General features: G+C 57.8%; 18 protein-coding genes and 7 pseudogenes. 14 read left to right on the forward strand and 11 right to left on the reverse strand.

Annotation, left to right across the window (positions count from 1 at the left end; genetic code table 11):
• Together tnpB and P775_RS29650 are read left to right on the forward strand one after the other, a co-directional pair.
• Positions 1–321: IS66 family insertion sequence element accessory protein TnpB (gene tnpB / locus P775_RS00605; RefSeq protein WP_425439868.1), on the forward strand; the 321-nt coding region annotated here is incomplete at its 5' end.
• Positions 322–436: 115 nt separating this feature from the next.
• Positions 437–579: pseudogene (locus tag P775_RS29650) on the forward strand (IS6 family transposase); the annotation flags it as partial.
• 132 nt (positions 580–711) lie between these two features.
• Here P775_RS29650 and P775_RS00615 read toward each other — a convergent pair.
• Positions 712–1503, reverse strand: coding sequence for an endo alpha-1,4 polygalactosaminidase (locus P775_RS00615; protein WP_099909148.1), 792 nt, complete (start codon positions 1501–1503; stop codon positions 712–714).
• 62 nt (positions 1504–1565) lie between these two features.
• Positions 1566–1724, reverse strand: a pseudogene (locus P775_RS00620) (IS3 family transposase); the annotation flags it as partial.
• A gap of 44 nt (positions 1725–1768) precedes the next feature.
• Here P775_RS00620 and P775_RS00625 point away from each other — a divergent pair.
• Positions 1769–2101 (forward strand): annotated as a pseudogene (locus tag P775_RS00625) (transposase); the annotation flags it as partial.
• 71 nt (positions 2102–2172) lie between these two features.
• Here the strand turns inward: P775_RS00625 and P775_RS00630 are convergent.
• Positions 2173–2616: a MarR family winged helix-turn-helix transcriptional regulator gene (locus tag P775_RS00630; RefSeq protein WP_342749620.1), complete on the reverse strand. Its 444-nt coding sequence runs from the start codon at positions 2614–2616 to the stop codon at positions 2173–2175.
• A 66-nt stretch (positions 2617–2682) separates the two neighbouring features.
• On the opposite strand from P775_RS00630, the gene P775_RS27845 reads away from it, so the two are divergent.
• From P775_RS27845 to P775_RS00645, 4 genes and pseudogenes are all read left to right on the forward strand, one after another.
• Entirely contained in the window at positions 2683–2835 is a 153-nt protein-coding gene (locus P775_RS27845) for a hypothetical protein (protein WP_180287267.1), read from the forward strand.
• Positions 2795–3289 (forward strand): annotated as a pseudogene (locus P775_RS00635) (IS6 family transposase); the annotation flags it as partial. The gene P775_RS27845 and the pseudogene P775_RS00635, both read left to right, overlap by 41 nt.
• Positions 3290–3458: 169 nt before the next feature.
• A complete protein-coding gene (locus tag P775_RS00640) occupies positions 3459–4088 on the forward strand; it encodes a LysE family translocator (RefSeq protein WP_099909150.1) in 630 nt (209 codons plus the stop codon).
• A 119-nt stretch (positions 4089–4207) separates the two neighbouring features.
• Positions 4208–4429: a PNPOx family protein gene (locus P775_RS00645; protein WP_099909151.1), complete on the forward strand. Its 222-nt coding sequence runs from the start codon at positions 4208–4210 to the stop codon at positions 4427–4429.
• 99 nt (positions 4430–4528) lie between these two features.
• On the opposite strand, the gene P775_RS28370 is transcribed toward P775_RS00645, so the two are convergent.
• The 3 genes and pseudogenes from P775_RS28370 to P775_RS00655 all read right to left on the reverse strand — a co-directional run.
• Entirely contained in the window at positions 4529–4690 is a 162-nt protein-coding gene (locus P775_RS28370) for a hypothetical protein (RefSeq protein WP_218967591.1), read from the reverse strand.
• 21 nt (positions 4691–4711) lie between these two features.
• A pseudogene (locus P775_RS28680) lies at positions 4712–5473 on the reverse strand (aminoglycoside phosphotransferase family protein).
• Positions 5474–5890: 417 nt separating this feature from the next.
• Positions 5891–6367: pseudogene (locus P775_RS00655) on the reverse strand (IS110 family RNA-guided transposase); the annotation flags it as partial.
• A 435-nt stretch (positions 6368–6802) separates the two neighbouring features.
• Between P775_RS00655 and P775_RS00660 the strand changes: the two are divergent.
• The 5 genes and pseudogenes from P775_RS00660 (at position 6803) to P775_RS00680 (ending at position 9515) form a co-directional block, all read left to right on the forward strand.
• Complete coding sequence (locus tag P775_RS00660) at positions 6803–7525, forward strand: DUF533 domain-containing protein (RefSeq protein ID WP_099909152.1); 723 nt, start codon at positions 6803–6805, stop codon at positions 7523–7525.
• Positions 7510–7818 (forward strand): annotated as a pseudogene (locus P775_RS00665) (transposase); the annotation flags it as partial. The gene P775_RS00660 and the pseudogene P775_RS00665, both read left to right, overlap by 16 nt.
• A 482-nt stretch (positions 7819–8300) precedes the next feature.
• On the forward strand, positions 8301–8621 hold the full coding sequence (locus P775_RS00670) for an ArsR/SmtB family transcription factor (RefSeq protein ID WP_099909153.1): 321 nt from the start codon (positions 8301–8303) through the stop codon (positions 8619–8621).
• On the forward strand, positions 8618–9064 hold the full coding sequence (locus tag P775_RS00675) for an SRPBCC family protein (RefSeq protein ID WP_099909154.1): 447 nt from the start codon (positions 8618–8620) through the stop codon (positions 9062–9064). The genes P775_RS00670 and P775_RS00675 overlap by 4 nt, the downstream gene beginning before the upstream one ends.
• Before the next feature lie 31 nt (positions 9065–9095).
• Complete coding sequence (locus tag P775_RS00680) at positions 9096–9515, forward strand: GFA family protein (RefSeq protein ID WP_099909155.1); 420 nt, start codon at positions 9096–9098, stop codon at positions 9513–9515.
• 199 nt (positions 9516–9714) lie between these two features.
• Here P775_RS00680 and P775_RS27850 read toward each other — a convergent pair whose 3' ends face one another.
• Positions 9715–9873, reverse strand: coding sequence for a hypothetical protein (locus P775_RS27850; protein ID WP_218967594.1), 159 nt, complete (start codon positions 9871–9873; stop codon positions 9715–9717).
• A 123-nt stretch (positions 9874–9996) separates the two neighbouring features.
• On the reverse strand, positions 9997–10902 hold the full coding sequence (locus P775_RS00685; RefSeq protein ID WP_099909156.1) for an AraC family transcriptional regulator: 906 nt from the start codon (positions 10900–10902) through the stop codon (positions 9997–9999).
• Positions 10903–10994: 92 nt separating this feature from the next.
• Here P775_RS00685 and P775_RS00690 point away from each other — a divergent pair, with 92 nt between their 5' ends.
• A complete protein-coding gene (locus tag P775_RS00690; RefSeq protein ID WP_099909157.1) occupies positions 10995–11885 on the forward strand; it encodes an SDR family oxidoreductase in 891 nt (296 codons plus the stop codon).
• Between the two features lie 272 nt (positions 11886–12157).
• Here P775_RS00690 and P775_RS00695 read toward each other — a convergent pair whose 3' ends face one another.
• The 3 genes from P775_RS00695 to P775_RS00710 form a co-directional block, all read right to left on the reverse strand.
• Positions 12158–13420 carry an MFS transporter gene (locus P775_RS00695; protein WP_099909158.1) on the reverse strand — a complete coding sequence of 421 codons (1263 nt, stop codon included), beginning with the start codon at positions 13418–13420 and terminating at the stop codon, positions 12158–12160.
• Between the two features lie 793 nt (positions 13421–14213).
• Positions 14214–14399 (reverse strand): hypothetical protein, encoded by a 186-nt coding sequence (locus tag P775_RS00700; protein ID WP_245875510.1) that lies wholly within the window; start codon positions 14397–14399, stop codon positions 14214–14216.
• Positions 14400–15012: 613 nt separating this feature from the next.
• Positions 15013–15558, reverse strand: a complete 546-nt coding sequence (locus tag P775_RS00710; protein ID WP_099909160.1) for a YaeQ family protein — start codon at positions 15556–15558, stop codon at positions 15013–15015.
• Positions 15559–15743: 185 nt separating this feature from the next.
• On the opposite strand from P775_RS00710, the gene P775_RS00715 reads away from it, so the two are divergent.
• Complete coding sequence (locus P775_RS00715; RefSeq protein ID WP_245875511.1) at positions 15744–16118, forward strand: ISAs1 family transposase; 375 nt, start codon at positions 15744–15746, stop codon at positions 16116–16118.
• Positions 16119–16349 lie beyond the last annotated feature (231 nt).

Genomic DNA, 16349 nt, shown 5'->3' on the forward strand with positions numbered 1-16349 from the left:
GCAGCTGATCCGCGCGGTGGAGGCGGTATGATTGGCCCCGGCACGGGTGTGCGCGTCTACGGAGCTTGCGGCGTGACAGATATGCGCAAGGGCATCGCTGACCTGGCCGCACTGACCCAGGATGTGCTGCGCCAGAAGCCGACGGGCGGTGCAGTCTTCGCCTTTCGCGGCCGCAGGGGCGACCGGCTGAAGCTTTTGTATTGGGATGGTCAGGGCTTTTGCCTCTATTACAAAGTGCTGGAACGCGGCCGCTTTCGCTGGCCTGCGATGACCGAGGGGGCCGCCCGCCTGACCTCCGCACAGCTGGCAATGCTCTGGTAGGGGATTGATTGGCGCAGGCCGGATTGGGGCGCACCGCCGGCCCGTGTGGGCTGATTATATAAGCCAAAAAGCCCTGTTTTTATGGCGCCATCACGTGCCGCGTGGTATAAAAATGCATGGATTGCAGCGCTTCGTCTCTTGCAGTCCGCAACCCGCAATCGTTTCTCCGTACCAGCTCGCCGTCGTTCCGCTCTCACCATACGCGACGATCGTCTCGAAGCATTCGAGGCGTGGGAAAACGCGGCAAATGTCGCTTGATCAACGAAGGCATGCCAACTTGCAAACTCGGCGAGTTAACGTGACAACACCCCTTATTCAAGCGCTGGGAAATAACCTGACAATGGCAACGCGAGGAATGCCGAGGTCACATGAAGCCAACGTGATGGCCGTTTAGCAATGGTCGAACACATAATTCGGATGTCCGGCGGGTGTCAGCATCCGGTCGCGCAGGATCAGGCTACGGGGACGGGTCGGATCGGCGCATGCATCGCCAAACGTGCCACGCAGGCTATCGGCATATTCGATTCCGACGACTTGATCGCCGTAAACTTCGGTATAAGCCGCGCATTCGTCCCAGCGGTAACATTCTTCAACGACGGCAAAATCGAACCCTATCTCGTCTCGCCCCCTTTGCCCCAATTCGGAGGTGTTCTTTTGACCGGCGGCTAAACCCATGTCATGCGCGGCATTGACCAGCAGTTTGGCAAAGGCGACTGAGTCATCCAGACTCATATGTCCGTTTGAGCGGGTGTAGCTGTCAAGGTTATCGAACTCTACCGCCACGAAGCCCTTGTCGGCGCAGGTTTGCAGCATGGGCAAGACCAGCTGCAGAATCTTGGGGCGATGTTCGGCGCTTGACAGGTCAAATATGTACTCATCCGGCCAGTTCGGATCGGCAAGCGGCGCTCCGTCTGGCCCTGGCACCAGAAGCCCGGCGGGCCAGATGGCACCCGGTTGAGTCTGATAACCATTGACATAGCAGATGTTGAACAGCCCGGGTGCCGGGGTGGCAGTGCTGTCACGCACTACGGCAGTAACACCGGCTGGTGGCGGATAGCCGTTGCCAAGCTGGTAATCAACCATCACCTCCGTGGGCAGGGAAATTTCGGCATGGGCAGGGCTCATGTTCAGCGCCAGAGTGGCAAGAAGAAGTGGCAGGTGGCAGGCAATCGGATGTCTCATCCTGGTATTCCTTTTTGTTGGGACTGGACCTGTCCCGCTTTCGTGCCGCCCCAAGTGCTCGTTTAAGCCACCTTCCGTTCGAAGGCGACAGGGCTTTTCCAGCCCTGCGTTGAGTGTCGGCAGCCCGAATTGTAGAAGCTGTTGATGATGTATCCGAAGATCGCCATCTCATCTTGGCGCCTCGTTTCCCATGGCCGTCGCCAGATCAGCTCTGCCTTGATCGCCCCTCTCGGCAGAGTGCTTCGCAATCGCCTGCCGGGCAATGGACGGTGCGCCGAATGTGTTGGAGGCTGTCGCTAAGCGATACCCCATGCTGCGCCACATTTTTGCGGACGGCGGCTATGCAGGGCCGAAGCTCAGGGAGGCGCTCACACAGATCGCGCGCAGGACGCTACAGATCGCCAAGCGCTCGGATTCCGCCAAAGGCTTCGACGTTCTGCCCCGCCGCTGGGTCGTGGAACGCACCCTTTCTTGGCTCGGACGATGCCGCCGTCTGTCAAAAGATTGGGAGAAATCCATCGCCAGCGCCGAAGCGTGGGTGCTCATCGCAAACATCCGGCGCGTCACCCGCTATCTGGTAAAGCACCGAAAACAATGAGTTAGTTTAGAATCGGATTCTAAGACGTTCCTGAGGCGGCGAGGCTTGCCCTGACCTTGCGTTCGGCTACGCTACCCCAGTTTTTTCAGCAGACGCTTGAGCAACTGTGCCTCTCCAGATCCCAGCCTTGCAGCCAGTCGATCTTCGTAATCGGCGGCGGCCCGGACAAGGTAGTCGAACGCGTCTTTGCCGGGCGGGCGCAGGGTCAGCCGCTCGACGCGGCGATCTGTTTCGATGACCTCCCGAGCCAGGAATCGCTTTACCTCGAGGTCGCGAACAGCGCGGGAAATCTTTGTCTTGTGAATCATGGCGCTCTCGGAAATTTCCTTGGCCGTCATCTCTCCGTAGCGCCCGAGATGGAACAGGACCCGCCATTCTGTGCGCAACATACCGTAACGGTCCTTGTAAATTTTTGAAAAGACAAGGCTTTGGGCCTCTGCCGCTTGGTTGAGAAGGTAGGGTGTAAACCCGGCAAGCTCAAAATCTTCATGACTCATTTTGTGCAGCTCCGACAAATTCAAGCTTGTTAGTTACAAACTTAACTATCAACACATCAATCATCAACGAGGGAGGAAACTTCGATGAACCACATGACAAAGCTGTCCGGCCTGAAACGTGCTGCCGGAACGACAGCCCTCCATGACGACTATATGCCCGGTTTTGGCAACGACTTCGAGACCGAAGCCATGCCATCGCAGGAAGATGCCGACCGGTCAATCATGGCGGATGGATGAAACCTATATCAAGGTTAAGGGCAAGTGGACGTATCTCTATCGAGCGGTCGACAACAGCGGCAAAACCATTGATTTTATGCTATCTGAGCGTCGCGATGAGGCCGCTGCGACCGCGTTCTTCGCTAAAGCCATCGGCAACAATGGCTGGCCGGATAAGGTTGTCATCGACAAAAGCGGATCGAACGCAGCGGGGCTGTTCAAGATGAATTGCCTACTGGTTATGAAGAGCTGGTGCTGGTTGATCGACGTCCTGCAGGTGAAATATCTGAATAATATCATTGAGCAGGACCATCGCTTTATCAAAAGGATTACGCGCCCTATGCAGACCTTTAAATCGCTCAATTCAGCGGCAGCCACTCTGGCAGGCATCGAAGTCGCTCACATGATCCGTAAAGGGCAATTCGATCAATCAGGGCTGTCCGGCTTCGCGCAGTTCGGCCAGTTGGCGGGATAGTTGCGTCCAGCAGAAGTCTCATCTCGCTTCACCCGAAAGTTTGCGACAGAACCGGTGACACTGCTGCTGTGTGCAGCGGACGGCAACTCCGAGCCGTTTTCTCCCGCTCGCTCGCCTTGGATTTGCCGATAAATCGGCATAAGCTGTTGCAGAGCAACGGAGGGCGGAAATGACGACCGAAATCGCAGTCATAACGACGGTACTTTTTCTCTACGCGGCCATTGTAATCAGCCCCGGTCCGAATTTTGCCCTTATTTCGCGCTTGGCGATTTCCGGGGCGAGGCAGACCGCCATCGGCGCAACCCTCGGTCTGGCCTGTGCTGCAACGCTCTATGCAATCCTGAGTATGTCGGGTCTTGCCCTGTTGCTCACTCGGATCAGCTGGTTGGCGGGAGCGGTACAGATAGCCGGTGGCCTGTTTCTGGTTTATCTCGGGGTCAAGAGTTGGCTGCATCGGCCTGACCCGGAGGACGGAGGCGGCATTCCCTTGGCGCAAGACAGCTTCGCGCGGGGTTTTCGTCTCGGCCTTGTCGTCAATCTGAGCAACCCTAAGGGAATTGCGTTTTTCATCAGCCTTTATGCGGCAACGATTCCAGCGGACACCTCCATGCCCGCAAAGGTCGCGATACTGGGCGGAGGCTTTGCTTTGGAAATCCTGTGGTACGGGCTGGTCGTCTGGTTGCTCTCCACCAGACCGGCGCGAGCGGCCTACAGGCGGTTTGGCGTCTGGATCGAGCGGATCATGGGGACGTTTCTTGTGCTTTTCGGTATCCGCCTCATCTTCGAGAAACGCACATGACCAGCAAGTTCACGGAGCTGGGAAGGTCCGTTCTCTGCCGGCTCGCAACCGTGGATTCCAGCAACAGGCCGAATGTTTCTCCAAAGTAGATCTATGACGAAACAAGCTCCGACCGGTTTGTGATCGCCGATATCGCCTCGGGGCGCAGTGTCAGGAACATCCGGGCAAATCCCGCGGTCTGTGTCGGCCTGATAGCCGTTTTTCCTCAGCGTGGGCGTAAGCTGGAAGGCATGGCTGAAATCATCGCCGCCGATCAGCTAGGTTTCGCGACGTTGGTTGAACCGCTGCTGGCAAAGACCGGGGGCGCGTTTCCAATCCGCCACGTGATATCCAGCAAATAACCCATGGTGCGAAAAAAATCCAATTTTCCAAGTTATTTTTCGCGTAGCGGAGCTTTTCAACGGAATAAGCCCAGAGCCACCAGTCGTGAGGGTTGGTGCTTACAGGATCTTGGGCCAGATTATGTCTTCAAGATCCTCCAGCCTTCTGACGGAGGACTTCCATTCGCTGATCGCGATGTGGCGCAGGTCACTGGCCCCGTGGAGCATCATTAGCGTCGTCAGGCGTCGCCGCATTGCATCGTCATAATCCTTCGCAAGCATACCATAGCCTTTAAAGAAAGCCTAGAGGCGGTCGGGGACGCCCGCACACATGAAGGTGCTCGGGCCCAAAAGATCGTATTCGCGCCAGCCTGTCATCACGTCGCCGAAGTCGATGACAGCGGCTAGCCGCCAGCCATCATACGTTTCTGTCAGAAGCAGATTTTCCGGAATCCATTCCCCGGTCAAGATAACAGGCTCCACTTCCGCAGGCAGTACTGAGGGCGCCGCGCGCAGAAGAGCCGGTAATTCGGCCAACAGCGCTTCTTCTAATCCCTAATGTCTATGTCGCTCGATGCAGCCTTCGGCTTGACGCTTGACGAACTCTGGCCACATCTCAAGCAACTCTCCGGGATCGACGGCCTGGACCTCTGCAATCGTGCGCCCGATGTCGCCCAGAATGTAGATGCGTTCTTGCTCGGATAGCACCGGCCAGACCTCGGACCCTACTGTGCCGGGCAGCTTGGTGATGATCAGCCATGACCATCCGCTGTCCTCTCCTTCTGCCAGTATTCGGGGAATAGGGACGGACAAACGGCCGTCGAGCTGGCGCAGCGCAAGTCGTTCAGCCGCGAACTGTGCGGCATAGATCGGCGGGAAAACTTTCAAGATGGCGTTGCCATTCAAATCGACAACAAGATTGGTGCCGGTTTTAAACGAAGTGGGGGAGACGGCATCTATATTTGTCTTTTGCGCAATCTCGATGACGACGGGCAACCAGAGGTGCGAGGCAGACCGCCACCGCCTGAAGTCCTCCGCGATTGAGATGTGTGGCCAAAGTTTCATGTTCCTGCACTCCCTGTCGTGCAGGGTAAGAAGCCAGAAGTAGAAATAGTGCAACGGCAGCTCCGTCCGTAGTGTTGACGCTCGTGCTCTGCTCAGCGAAGGTCCGGTCCGTGCCTTTGACTGACGAAGGGATGGGTTTCAATTTCAAACTGTGATGGGCTGTAACATCGTTATTAGCGAAAGTGAGGACAGGATGAGTAACGAAGTAAAGCGAAAGCTGACAGCCCAGGGCTATCTCCGTAAACTTTAGAAATTTGCGACAGAACCGACTGAAATACTCCCTCTCCGTAGCATCTATCAAAGAGGGCTCGCAGCGACTTGAGGCAGCGCAGTGAGGTACTCCCCAGCTCTTGGACAGATTTCCGGCTGATTTAAGCTACTGCCTGCACCTGCAGATCGGTTTCAATGCTGTTGAAGCAGACCCCGGCGGGTGGTTGTCCGCCGTGGGCGCCCGAACTCTGTAAGATGGCCACGCAGGGCGTTGATCACCTGCGTGCGCGGCCGAATCAAAAGCTCTCGGACCCGAAAAACCATCGCTTCCCCTTGGGTCGCTTCGCTCTTCACGGGCACAAAGCGCATCGTCGGATGTTGCGCTGCTTTGCAAATAGCCTCGGCATCTGCCGCATCGTTTTTCTGGCGCTTGACGAAGGGCTTGACGTAGGCTGGCGGGATAAACCGAACGTCATGGCCCAGTTTGCCAATCTCGCGCGCCCAGAAATGAGCGCCGCCACAGGCTTCCATCGCGAAAACGCACGGCGGCAGCTGGCCGAAAAACTCCAATACCTGCGCTCGTCGCAACTTCTTGCGCAGAACCGCTCGGCCTGCGCCATCAGCTCCATGCACCTGAAATACATTCTTCGCCAGATCCAGTCCCACCGTGATAATCTTCGACATGACCGATTTCCTTTATGGATCGTTGCAGACCCACCTTGGCAGATTGATGCCGTCGGGGGGCGGTCACATCATCAGAGCCGTCGGCAAGGTGTCCTCAACGATCTTGGTTTGCGTGGCCTGCGTGCCATGTTTGCTTTTGGGGGTGGTCCGTTTCCGGGTCTTGTCAGTCATGTATCTAGCCTTTTGCAATGTGGGCAGAAATGCCCTGGCCACCGTCCGTGTTCCCAGCCCCGCAGACCTATGCAATTTCCAAACCGGCCTGTAGGAGGGGTCAGAAAATAGTGATGGCTTCGGCCAGTCTTTCAGAGGCGTCTGAGGCTGGCGTCTGTCTGGAACCATCGGGTTTTCGGGGCGTTCAGTCGCGATGGTGATCCAAATCACCGATCAGGAATTCAGATCCGGGCAACGTCAGCTCGCGTCAAAAAGGAGACCGTCATGAGCATGAAACGTATTCTGGGCACAATGCTGGCCACACGGATGGGTGGGCGCGGAAGAAATGTCGGGGCGCTCGGCACCGCATCGGCCATTGGTCTTCTTGGATCACGGGGCGGTCTAGGCTCCAAGCTTGGCCTCGCTGGACTGGGTTACATGGCTTATCAGGCCTACCAGAACAGCCAGAGGCGACACGCAGGCAACACCGGCGGGCAGCAGGGCGGCGGCCTGATCGACAAGCTTCGCGACACCGCGCAGGAAATACTTGCGGGCGGATCGGCCGATTCTCGGCAATCCGCCGGTACCACAGATGCATCGGGTACCACGCACGCATCGGGCGACGAGGAACTGCGCAAGGGCGAGGTGGCAGCCGGACGGATCAGCGAAGATGAAGCACTTCTCATGATCCGGGCAATGATCACCGCCGCCTATTCGGACGGCTCCCTGTCCCAGGAAGAACGGGGCCGTATCATGCAGGCGATCGAAGAGGCCGATGCAACAGCGGCGGAGCGCGAAATCATGGAATGCGAGATCGCCAATCCAAAACCACTGGACGCCCTTCTGACCCAGATCGACGATACTGAGGCAGCCGAAGAGTTCTATATGGCGTCCCGGGCTGCACTGAATGGTGATCGTGAATCGGATCAGCGGTATCTTTCCGACCTTCAGACCAAGCTGGGTATATCGGATGAGGTCGCTGCCGAGGCGAATTCCATCGCGTCCTGACTGTTGGGCCTCTGGTTAAGGCGGCCCATACTACAGCCCGACGTTATCAGTCTGGTGAGGTCGACTATACTGGCCATATATCGAAAACTGGAGATCGCCGCGTCCGAACGCTGCTCTACGAGACAGCTAACGTCATGCTGACGCGCTACAAGGGAGCGCTGAAACTGAAGGATTGGGCACTGGCAATCGCGCAGAGATCCAACATGCGCAAAGTCCGGATCGCGCTGGCCCGCCGCCTGGCCGTGATCATGCATGCGATGCTCAACACCGACACCGACTTCCACGCGGCCTGAAGAAGGCCCCCAAAACCAGACACCGGTCAACGAGAAAGGAGACCGCCACGAGCTCCCGAGGGAGGGAGCAGATAATGGCGCCTATTCTGTAGCTCGCGGCAGATCACAGCCGACTGCGATTTCAACATCGCCACTCTCGCACCCAGCTTACCCCATAAAGTGCCGATATCGAGCACGCAGAGAACGAAGGCACCCGAAAGGCAAAAGACAACCGCTCAGGACAGAGCCGTCAGACATTGACTCATTAGAGAACGGAATAGGCTGGCTGCAGTCGACTGCAGCCAGCCCTGAGGCGGTTTCGGCCGGTGCCTTCATGCTGCTCCGCCGCAAGGCAGCTGTCAGCCCTTTTTGATCAGCTTTGCATAGCTGGCGATTGACAGTTTAGAGCGTTTAAGGCACCAAGATATGCAGGTATTTTACTGCATATCTTTACAGGCAGGCAAATACCTGCATATTGACGCATGATGACAGCAGGAAAATTGATGGATGATGGCAAGGTCTTCAAGGCGCTGGCGGACTCAAGTCGCAGGTCGCTGCTCGATCGCCTGTGTGACGAGAACGGTCAGACTCTCGGCCAGCTTTGCGAAGCGATGGACATGACGCGCCAGTCCGTGACCCAGCACCTTGCATTGCTGGAAGGCGCGAACTTGATCAGCACCACACGGCGCGGGCGCGAGAAGCTGCACTTCATAAACCCGGTCCCGCTTCACGATGTCTACGAGCGGTGGATCCGCAAGTTCGAGACCGCGCGTCTCAGCCTCCTTCATGACCTCAAGGAACAACTTGAAAGGAAAGACGAATGACCGACAAATCTGCCAGCTTCATCTACGTCACCTTCATCCGGACAACACCTGAAAAGGTCTTCGAGGCGATCACGAAGCCCGACGTGACCCGCCGCTACTGGGGACATGAGAACGTGTCGGAGGATTGGCAACCCGGCTCTGCCTGGCAGCATGTCCGCGCAAACGACGCGCGCACTGTCGATCTTGTCGGGACCGTCCTCGAAAGCGATCCGCCCCGTCGCCTCGTGATAAACTGGGCGAACGAGTCGCAGCAGAGCGACCCAGACCAGTACAGCCGCGTCACCTTCGACATCGCACAACAGGACGATCTGGTGAAGCTGACCGTGACACACGACGAGTTGCAGCCGGGCAGCGGCATGCTGAACGGCATCAGCAAGGGCTGGCCGCATGTGCTTTCGAGCCTGAAATCATATCTCGAAACCGGCGAAGGGCTCGGTTTGTGACGGCACTCATCATATCGCAGGAGGAATTTCCATGACCGAAAAGATCTACGCTGGCGGATGCGCGTGCGGCGCCCTCCGGTATGAGGCGACAGGCACGCCTATTGCCGAACTTCACTGCCAATGCCTGCATTGCCAGAAACGCAGCGGGACCGGGCATGCGTCTTACATCGTTTTCACAGGGCGCGGTGCGGTCAATTTCACGGGAGGCGCGAAAGCCTGGCGCATCGCCGGCGACAGCGGGAACGAGAAGTCCCATGGCTTTTGCCCGATCTGCGGGACGCCGACGCATGTGACCTTCGCGGCCAGTCCGGATGTCACGGCGATCCTTCCAGGCAGTTTGGACGATCCGACGACATTCCATCCTTCCTTCGTCACCTACGGGTGCCGTGCCCTTGATTGGGACATGCAGGATCCAGCTTTGACAATAATGCAAAGAGGTCCCGCGTCGTGATTTGTCGCTGACACTTGTGGACAACGCGAAGTTCACGAGAGCTGATCAAGCTATTGTCTGCACAAAAGCTCAATCGACCAAAATGTCTCCAGAGAGCAAGGTCAGCTTTGTCTAAGGTTTGTGGCTGCGGTCAGCGCGAGCTGCAGCGAACGGCGGCTTCCGCTCGCGGCACCGCTGGATGGAACGCTGCCCGATCTCCTCAGAAGGCTGAGTTTGCAGAGGCGGCTTCCTGCGCATCGGTGACGATCGAGCAGCCTGCAGCACCACCTAGCGCCGTAGCGGTGCGCCGAGCGTCAGCTTTCAGGAAGTTGACCTCGGGATGTTGCGCCCGCAGCAACGATGTCGCTGCATCAGGCACGAAGGTCTCGAAAGGGCCGGCAACCGCCGCACGATGTGCTCCTCGATGCGTTTTTGAGAGGCTGAGCTCGTGCTATACTGCCGCAAGGCAGCTCCGAGCCCATAGCGACAAGCAGCCGATCCGTTATCTGGCGCTTTGAGCATATCTCCGCGGCGGAGCCCCCATCGTCTTTCGGAACGCCGTCGCAAAGGCAGCTTCAGAATCGTAGCCCACCGTTTCAGCGATCCCGGCCAGCGGCAGCCTGCTGTTCACCAGTAGATCTGCGGCGCGCAGCATGCGCCAGCGGCGCATATAGGCCACCGGAGTTTCCCCCACCTGCGCGGCAAAGCGTGCAGCGAACACAGTGCGTGACAGACCCGCTTCCTGCGCAAGGGTGCCAACGGTCCAGGATTGAGCCGGACGGCTGTGGATCGCCTCCATCGCCCGACCCAGCTGCGGGTCGAAAGACGCGCGATACCAGCCGGGCGGGGCCGCCTCCTGAGCTTGGGGCGTACGAAGGGCCTGCAGCAACATCAGGTGCGACAGGTGGTCTGCGGCCAGCGCCGCGCCGGGGCGGGCATCTGCCAGTTCACGCATCATCTGGTCGATTGACCATCTCAAAACCGAGCGTTCCGCAGGGCGTTGGATATGGATGACCGGCGGCAGAGGTGCCAGCATCGTCGCGGCATAGCGCGGATCCGTGTCGAAACGGCTGCCCACCAGGTGCAGGTCGTGGCCATCGCCCAGCGTCACCTCACCCCCGCGCCGGGCCTGCGCAAAGAGTGCGGCGGCCGGACGTGCCTCCAACGCGAGGTCGCTCGCCAGCCGGAACGGCAGCCCGGTTGGCAGCACGAAACAGTCGCCTGTCGACAGGCGCAGCGGAGCGCCGCCGTCCAACGCCAGCCAACAGCTGCCGGAGATCACGGCGTAACACTTGATGCGGTGGTTTAAGTCGTCGAAGGAAACCGCCCAGTCCCCGCCCGCACGGAACCCGGCGGTGATGTGACTGGAGGGGCGCAGAAGCGTGAGGATGTCGGACAGAGGATCCATTCGGGACGCTCGCGAATTTATTCAGGACTTGCTCGTATGGTTAGTTCGCATCCTGCGCGATATCAACCGTCAATAGAACGAAGGAGAAGACCATGAAAATTTTCTTGACAGGGGCCAGCGGATTTCTTGGCCGCCATATCACGGCCGAGCTGGTTGCCGCAGGACATGAGGTTGCCGGCCTCGTGCGCTCGGACGCGGGTGCCGAGACCGTGCGCGCCCAGGGCGGCACGCCGGTGAGGGGCGACATCGAGAGCCCGGCGTCGCTCGATGCTGCTTTGGCAGAGGCCGAGGGCGCGATCCACACCGCATTCGACCACGACTTTGCGCGCTTCAAAGAGAACTGCGAGAATGACCGTCGACTCATTGAACACATGGCCACGCAGCTGGCCCTCACCGGCGCGCCACTGGTCGTGACTTCGACGACGATGGTCGCCGAGAGGGCCCAAGGGCATCCCGCTCGCGAAACCGATGGCCCCAAAAGCTCGAAGGTCTCGCCGCGCGCGGCGAGCGAGGAAGCCGTGGCCACTGCGCTGGAGACCAGAGCAAAGGTTTCGGTCGTCCGGCTGCCGCAGGTACATGATCGCGAGAAATACGGGCTGGTCACGAACCTTCTGCAGATCGCGCAGCGCACGGGCGTTTCGGCCTACATCGGCGCGGGCGAAAATCGCTGGTGCGCTGCCCATCTTCTCGACGTGGCCCGGCTGTACCGGTTGGCAATTGAGTCAGGCACGAGCGGAGCGCGCTGGCATGCCGTTGCCGAAGGAGCGATCCCCTTCGTTGATATTGCGGCCGCCGTCTCTGAGAGGACCGGCACCGAAATGCGATCCCTCAGCCCCGAGGAGGCACAGGCGCATTTCGGCCCCTTCGTTCATCTCGTCGGGACCGACGCCTGGTCGGACAGCACGCTGACCCGCGAGCGCCTAAGCTGGGAGCCTTCCGGCCCGTCCCTGCTGGACGATCTGAAACAACTCTCTGCATCGTAAGGGCACAGTTGCTGAGCTCTTTGCATTGCGACGCTGATGTCTGCTTTTCCGCTGTGCAGACGGTCGACCTGGGAAAATGCTGCAGCCACGTCCAGAGACCGCTCTTCTCTGAGGCGTGCAGCCCGAAATATGACCTTACCCTTTCCACAGACCGGGTTTAAAAGTGGCGATTCCTGCGAATCTCTGCCTGTTGAGCCGCTTGCAGCATCACCTTGCGCCGAGGCGGCGCGCCGTCGGTTGCACCGATGTAAGTCAACTGTCGGTAAGGTGAGCTACCTGGTCACGTTTTCGCCTTCAGCCTCAGCGTTCTCGACCGCCCATTCAGCTGCGGCCTCGACCGCAACTGGCGATGCGGTTGGTAGAACATTGAGGTAGCTCTCAGTTTCATCCACAGAGGCAACACTGCGCTGAGTCATGCGGTAAAGTGCGTAGAGCGCGATTGCCAGAAAGGTCACGGCAAGGACCAACCAGAAGGCTTGGGGAGACATGCGCTGCATCGCCCACCCCGTAACCAGGGGGCCTACAATCGCGCCCAGCCCGAATGTAAAGACAAGCCCGCCGGATGCAGCTGGCATGTCCGAGGCGGGAAGGGAATCGTTCGTATAGGCCAGCAGCAGCGCATACAGCGGCGTCGTGACACCACCGGCAAAGAATGCGGCCGTCATCAGGGGCCAAAGCCCTCCGCTGGTCAGCCAGCCCAGCAGACAGGACAAAGCCCCCAGTAGGGCCAGACCAAAGACAAGCCTGCGCCGGTCCATCCTGTCCGACAGCCAGCCAATTGGGTATTGCAGCACCAATGCCCCGGCAAACAGCATCGCGATGAAAAGAGCGATCTGTGTTGATGTCAGACCAATCTGGCTGCCAAAAACTGCCCCCATGCCCGATTGCGTTGCATAGACACCGCCAAGCAGGAATATGCCCACGGTTCCTAATGGAGAGCCTTGGAAAAGGTCTCGCAGAGGCATCGGGCGGGCAACCTCGACCACTGGCACTTGGGCAGCAGACAAAAGAATTGGCGCGAACGAGACAGAGACAAGAATGGACGCACAGATAAAAAGCACTGAAGTCCCCGCATCGCCCAACGTCAGCAGCCCCTGTGCCCCGATGATACCCAGTGTCTGGGCGATCATATAGGCCGACAGAACCTTTCCACGGGTTTCATTGGTGGCCGCAGCGTTCAGCCAGCTTTCAGCCGCAACATAAACGCCCGACATGCAAAACCCCACAAGGATCCGCAGCAGGGTCCAGACCCAGGGTTCCGTCAAAAGCGGAAGCGCGATCAGGGCGGCCGACATGAAACTGCCAAGGGCCGCAAACACACGCACATGCCCGACACGCTGGATCATCAACGGCGTAAGGCGCGCACCTGACAGGAATCCCAGGAAGTATCCAGATGTCACAATGGCCAACTCCGTCGAAGAAAACCCTTCGATCTCACCGCGCAGACCAATCAGGGTGAAGTGCATGCCGTTGCCGAGCATAATCAGCACGACACCAAGCAGAAGGGCCCAGACCCCGGAAAGCACGTTGACCATCAAGTTCCCTCTTAGACCTGAGCATCAGGCTAACCGGGCGATCCATCTCCGCTTGCGCAGCAACGCCACATCGTTTTCGATTTACGACAGTGCGCAGTCGAAGCCTCTGCCTGCGTTTGCAATTCCACCTCTCTCGGTGAATCCGTCACATGAACGCTCCTATCTGCATTTGTGTCGTTCGAACTGGGCGCAGCTATGATTGTTTCAGCATTCCTTGGCCGAGTGTCCGCTATCGGGAAGTTGCCTATGGAATTTCGCGGACGCAGCTAAACGCACCGATCATATGAAGAATGTTGCGTTTGGGCTAGCTGCCGTCGGCTGCAGCCAGCCCTTTCGTGACGGTCGAGCCAGGTGCAGCATAATGCGTGGCGGCGTAATGAAGGGCGGAAACCGGTCATTTGCTGCGCTCGCGAGAAATCGGCAGCTCGGGCGGATGCTGTTGAAAAACTCACCTCCTCGCCCAATCGGGCTGGATCACGAGAATATTTTCCCGAAAAAGTGCCCTTATGAAAACTATGTTTGGTAAATAACTTTTGGCAAGAACAGTATTCCAATTTTCCAAATAATTTTTCGCGTAGCGGAGTTTTTCAACAGTATCGGCGGATAGCTGTCGTTCGCTGCGGCCTAGACGAACGGCGGCGATGCGCAGGGAGCCGCCCTTGCAAACTCAGCATTCTGACGAGATCGGCGACGTTTCATGCTGCGATGCCGCGTGCAGAAGCTGCCTTTCGCCGCAGCTGCATCATTCAAGCACACCCGACCGGCAACAGAACGGACGGAGCAGACGCTTAAGTTACGAGGTCATCGTGGCAGACGTCTCGACGAGGCTTGCAAAATCAGCTTCCAAATGCGCCATGGTTACATCGAAAATCACTTGGGCTGACAGCCCCGCAGCAGGAATGTCAGAGCCGACGATTGCATCCCGAACGACCGTCATAGCAAAGCCAAGATCAGCGCCGTTTCGGACCGTGCTGCTCACACAGAATCCAGCAACCGCCCCCGTTACAACAAGATCGGTGATGCCCTTACCTCGACGCTACACTCCGCACCATCCTCGACGGCCATCCGCAAAGCGGCATTGAAGACCTGATGCCATGGCGCTACGCGCAGCCGTCAATCATCGCCCCATAGGGTAGCGCCGTAGCGCTTACGGTTCATCAAGAAGCTGACACGGCAAATGAAGGGGGTCAAATCTTTCCGCGCGGCCTCTACAAAACTGGAAGGCATCGAAGTCGCCCACACGATCCACAAGCGACAATTCACGTCGACCGAGCAATCTGCATTCCAACAATTCACCGCCCTCGCTGGATAATTGCGGCCAACGACACGAGTCATTTCGCATTGCCGCAAAGTTTGCGACAGAACCGTCAGGTCTCGCAGTCTAGGGTCTCGGCGTCGCGCTTACGGAAAATAACAGAAGGGATCGAGCAAATTAGGCGCAGCTGGAGGGCAGGGCTGTCATAGCAAGTGGTCATAGTATCCTTGCATTTCTGTGGAGGCTGATGACCGACATAAAACCTGCTACTTGTCCAGTCGATCGGTGTTCTCCAACTGAGCAACTCAACTCCGTCTTTTGAGCGCGCAACCGGCAACTAGGCAGCACTCTTCCATTTTACGGGCGTGACGTAAACGACGCTTTCATCAACACTGACCATCACATCGCCGTCCTGAATATTGACTTGGAGCCTCATCGCGCGGCTCGCCAGTTTTGCCAGTGCGCCTGTGTCGGTCTCGGAAAAATTTATCACCTGAAGATTGTCAAAGCGGGTGGTGCTGTTTTTGATCTTGTCCCACCACAGCTCTGCTGTCCTGCCGCCATAGGGATAGACAATCACTCTGTCGGCTTTGCCACAGGATTGACGCATCACCTTCTCGCTTGGAAGTCCCAGGGCTACCCACACATAAAGCTCGCCGCTCAGGCTTTTTTGCCAAATATCTGGCTCGTCATCCGTTGAAAGGCCCTTCGTCATTTCCAAATGCTCATGTGCATTTAACGCAAAAGCGACAATGCGCACCATCATCCGTTCATCCGTCTCTGAGGGATGCTTAGCCAGAGTCAGTTTATGGGTCTCATAATAGTTGCGATCCATGTCGGAGACTGAGAGCTCAACTTTATAAATGGTGGCATTTTGTGCCATGATTTGTCCCAAATCTCCAAAGATTGGGATGCCTACTCCATCTGGTGACCTTTGAAAAGCAGATACAAAGGCAATGAATAATGCAAGGGAATCACGTTTTGCACTGAGGGCGTGAGCGGCGGCTCTTGCACGCAAAGACGAGTTAGAATCTGAACTGGGGATAACGCCCGTGAGCCATCATCATCATGCAGATTTTTCTATCGGCCTTCGACGTCGTCCCAGATCTGCGGGCCAGTAACTCCCGCCACGATCTCGGGGAACTGCTCGTCATCGCTTTCGTATCGGTTTTGTGCGGGTCGAACTCATGCGCCGAGATGGCTGCCTTCGGTTGCGCAAAAGAGCGCCTTTTAAGAGATTTGCTAAAGTTAAAGCATGCCATCCCGTCGCAGGGCATCTTCTCTGAGGTCTTCCGGGTGATTGATCCAAAAGCACTTGATGCCGCCTTTGGCAAAGTGCTCGTCGATGCGGCCACGCTTTTCAAGGACGGTGATGTCATCGCCATCGACGGCAAGGCATTACGCGGCGCCCGTGACGAGGATGAGAGTGCGCAGGCCGCATGATGGTATCAGCCTATGCCTCACGGCTTCGCCTTACGCTGGCGACAGTGACCGCCGACCCGGGGCACAGAGCTCGACGCGGCCATCGAGGCTCTGGGACGGATTGCGCTCATGGGTAAGGTGGTGACCGGTGATGCTGTGCATTGCAACCGCCGCAGGGTGGCCGGGCGATTTAGAGGATGTCGCGTTCAATCGGGTTTGTATCCTGCGGCGATGAAGTAGTTGAGGCATTCG

Source organism: Puniceibacterium antarcticum (assembly GCF_002760615.1).
GTDB classification, from domain to species: domain Bacteria; phylum Pseudomonadota; class Alphaproteobacteria; order Rhodobacterales; family Rhodobacteraceae; genus Puniceibacterium; species Puniceibacterium antarcticum.

What these genes read in the sequence shown, in the direction of transcription:
- P775_RS00660 (WP_099909152.1), top strand. Translation starts at nt 6,803, where the DNA reads ATGAGCATGAAACGTATTCTGGGCACAATGCTGGCCACACGGATGGGT.
- P775_RS28370 (WP_218967591.1), bottom strand. Translation starts at nt 4,690, where the DNA reads ATGCTTGCGAAGGATTATGACGATGCAATGCGGCGACGCCTGACGACG.
- P775_RS00695 (WP_099909158.1), bottom strand. Translation starts at nt 13,420, where the DNA reads ATGGTCAACGTGCTTTCCGGGGTCTGGGCCCTTCTGCTTGGTGTCGTG.
- P775_RS00710 (WP_099909160.1), bottom strand. Translation starts at nt 15,558, where the DNA reads ATGGCACAAAATGCCACCATTTATAAAGTTGAGCTCTCAGTCTCCGAC.
- P775_RS00670 (WP_099909153.1), top strand. Translation starts at nt 8,301, where the DNA reads ATGGATGATGGCAAGGTCTTCAAGGCGCTGGCGGACTCAAGTCGCAGG.
- P775_RS00675 (WP_099909154.1), top strand. Translation starts at nt 8,618, where the DNA reads ATGACCGACAAATCTGCCAGCTTCATCTACGTCACCTTCATCCGGACA.
- P775_RS00690 (WP_099909157.1), top strand. Translation starts at nt 10,995, where the DNA reads ATGAAAATTTTCTTGACAGGGGCCAGCGGATTTCTTGGCCGCCATATC.
- P775_RS27845 (WP_180287267.1), top strand. Translation starts at nt 2,683, where the DNA reads ATGAACCACATGACAAAGCTGTCCGGCCTGAAACGTGCTGCCGGAACG.
- P775_RS00615 (WP_099909148.1), bottom strand. Translation starts at nt 1,503, where the DNA reads ATGAGACATCCGATTGCCTGCCACCTGCCACTTCTTCTTGCCACTCTG.
- P775_RS00680 (WP_099909155.1), top strand. Translation starts at nt 9,096, where the DNA reads ATGACCGAAAAGATCTACGCTGGCGGATGCGCGTGCGGCGCCCTCCGG.
- P775_RS00685 (WP_099909156.1), bottom strand. Translation starts at nt 10,902, where the DNA reads ATGGATCCTCTGTCCGACATCCTCACGCTTCTGCGCCCCTCCAGTCAC.
- P775_RS00715 (WP_245875511.1), top strand. Translation starts at nt 15,744, where the DNA reads ATGCAGATTTTTCTATCGGCCTTCGACGTCGTCCCAGATCTGCGGGCC.
- P775_RS00640 (WP_099909150.1), top strand. Translation starts at nt 3,459, where the DNA reads ATGACGACCGAAATCGCAGTCATAACGACGGTACTTTTTCTCTACGCG.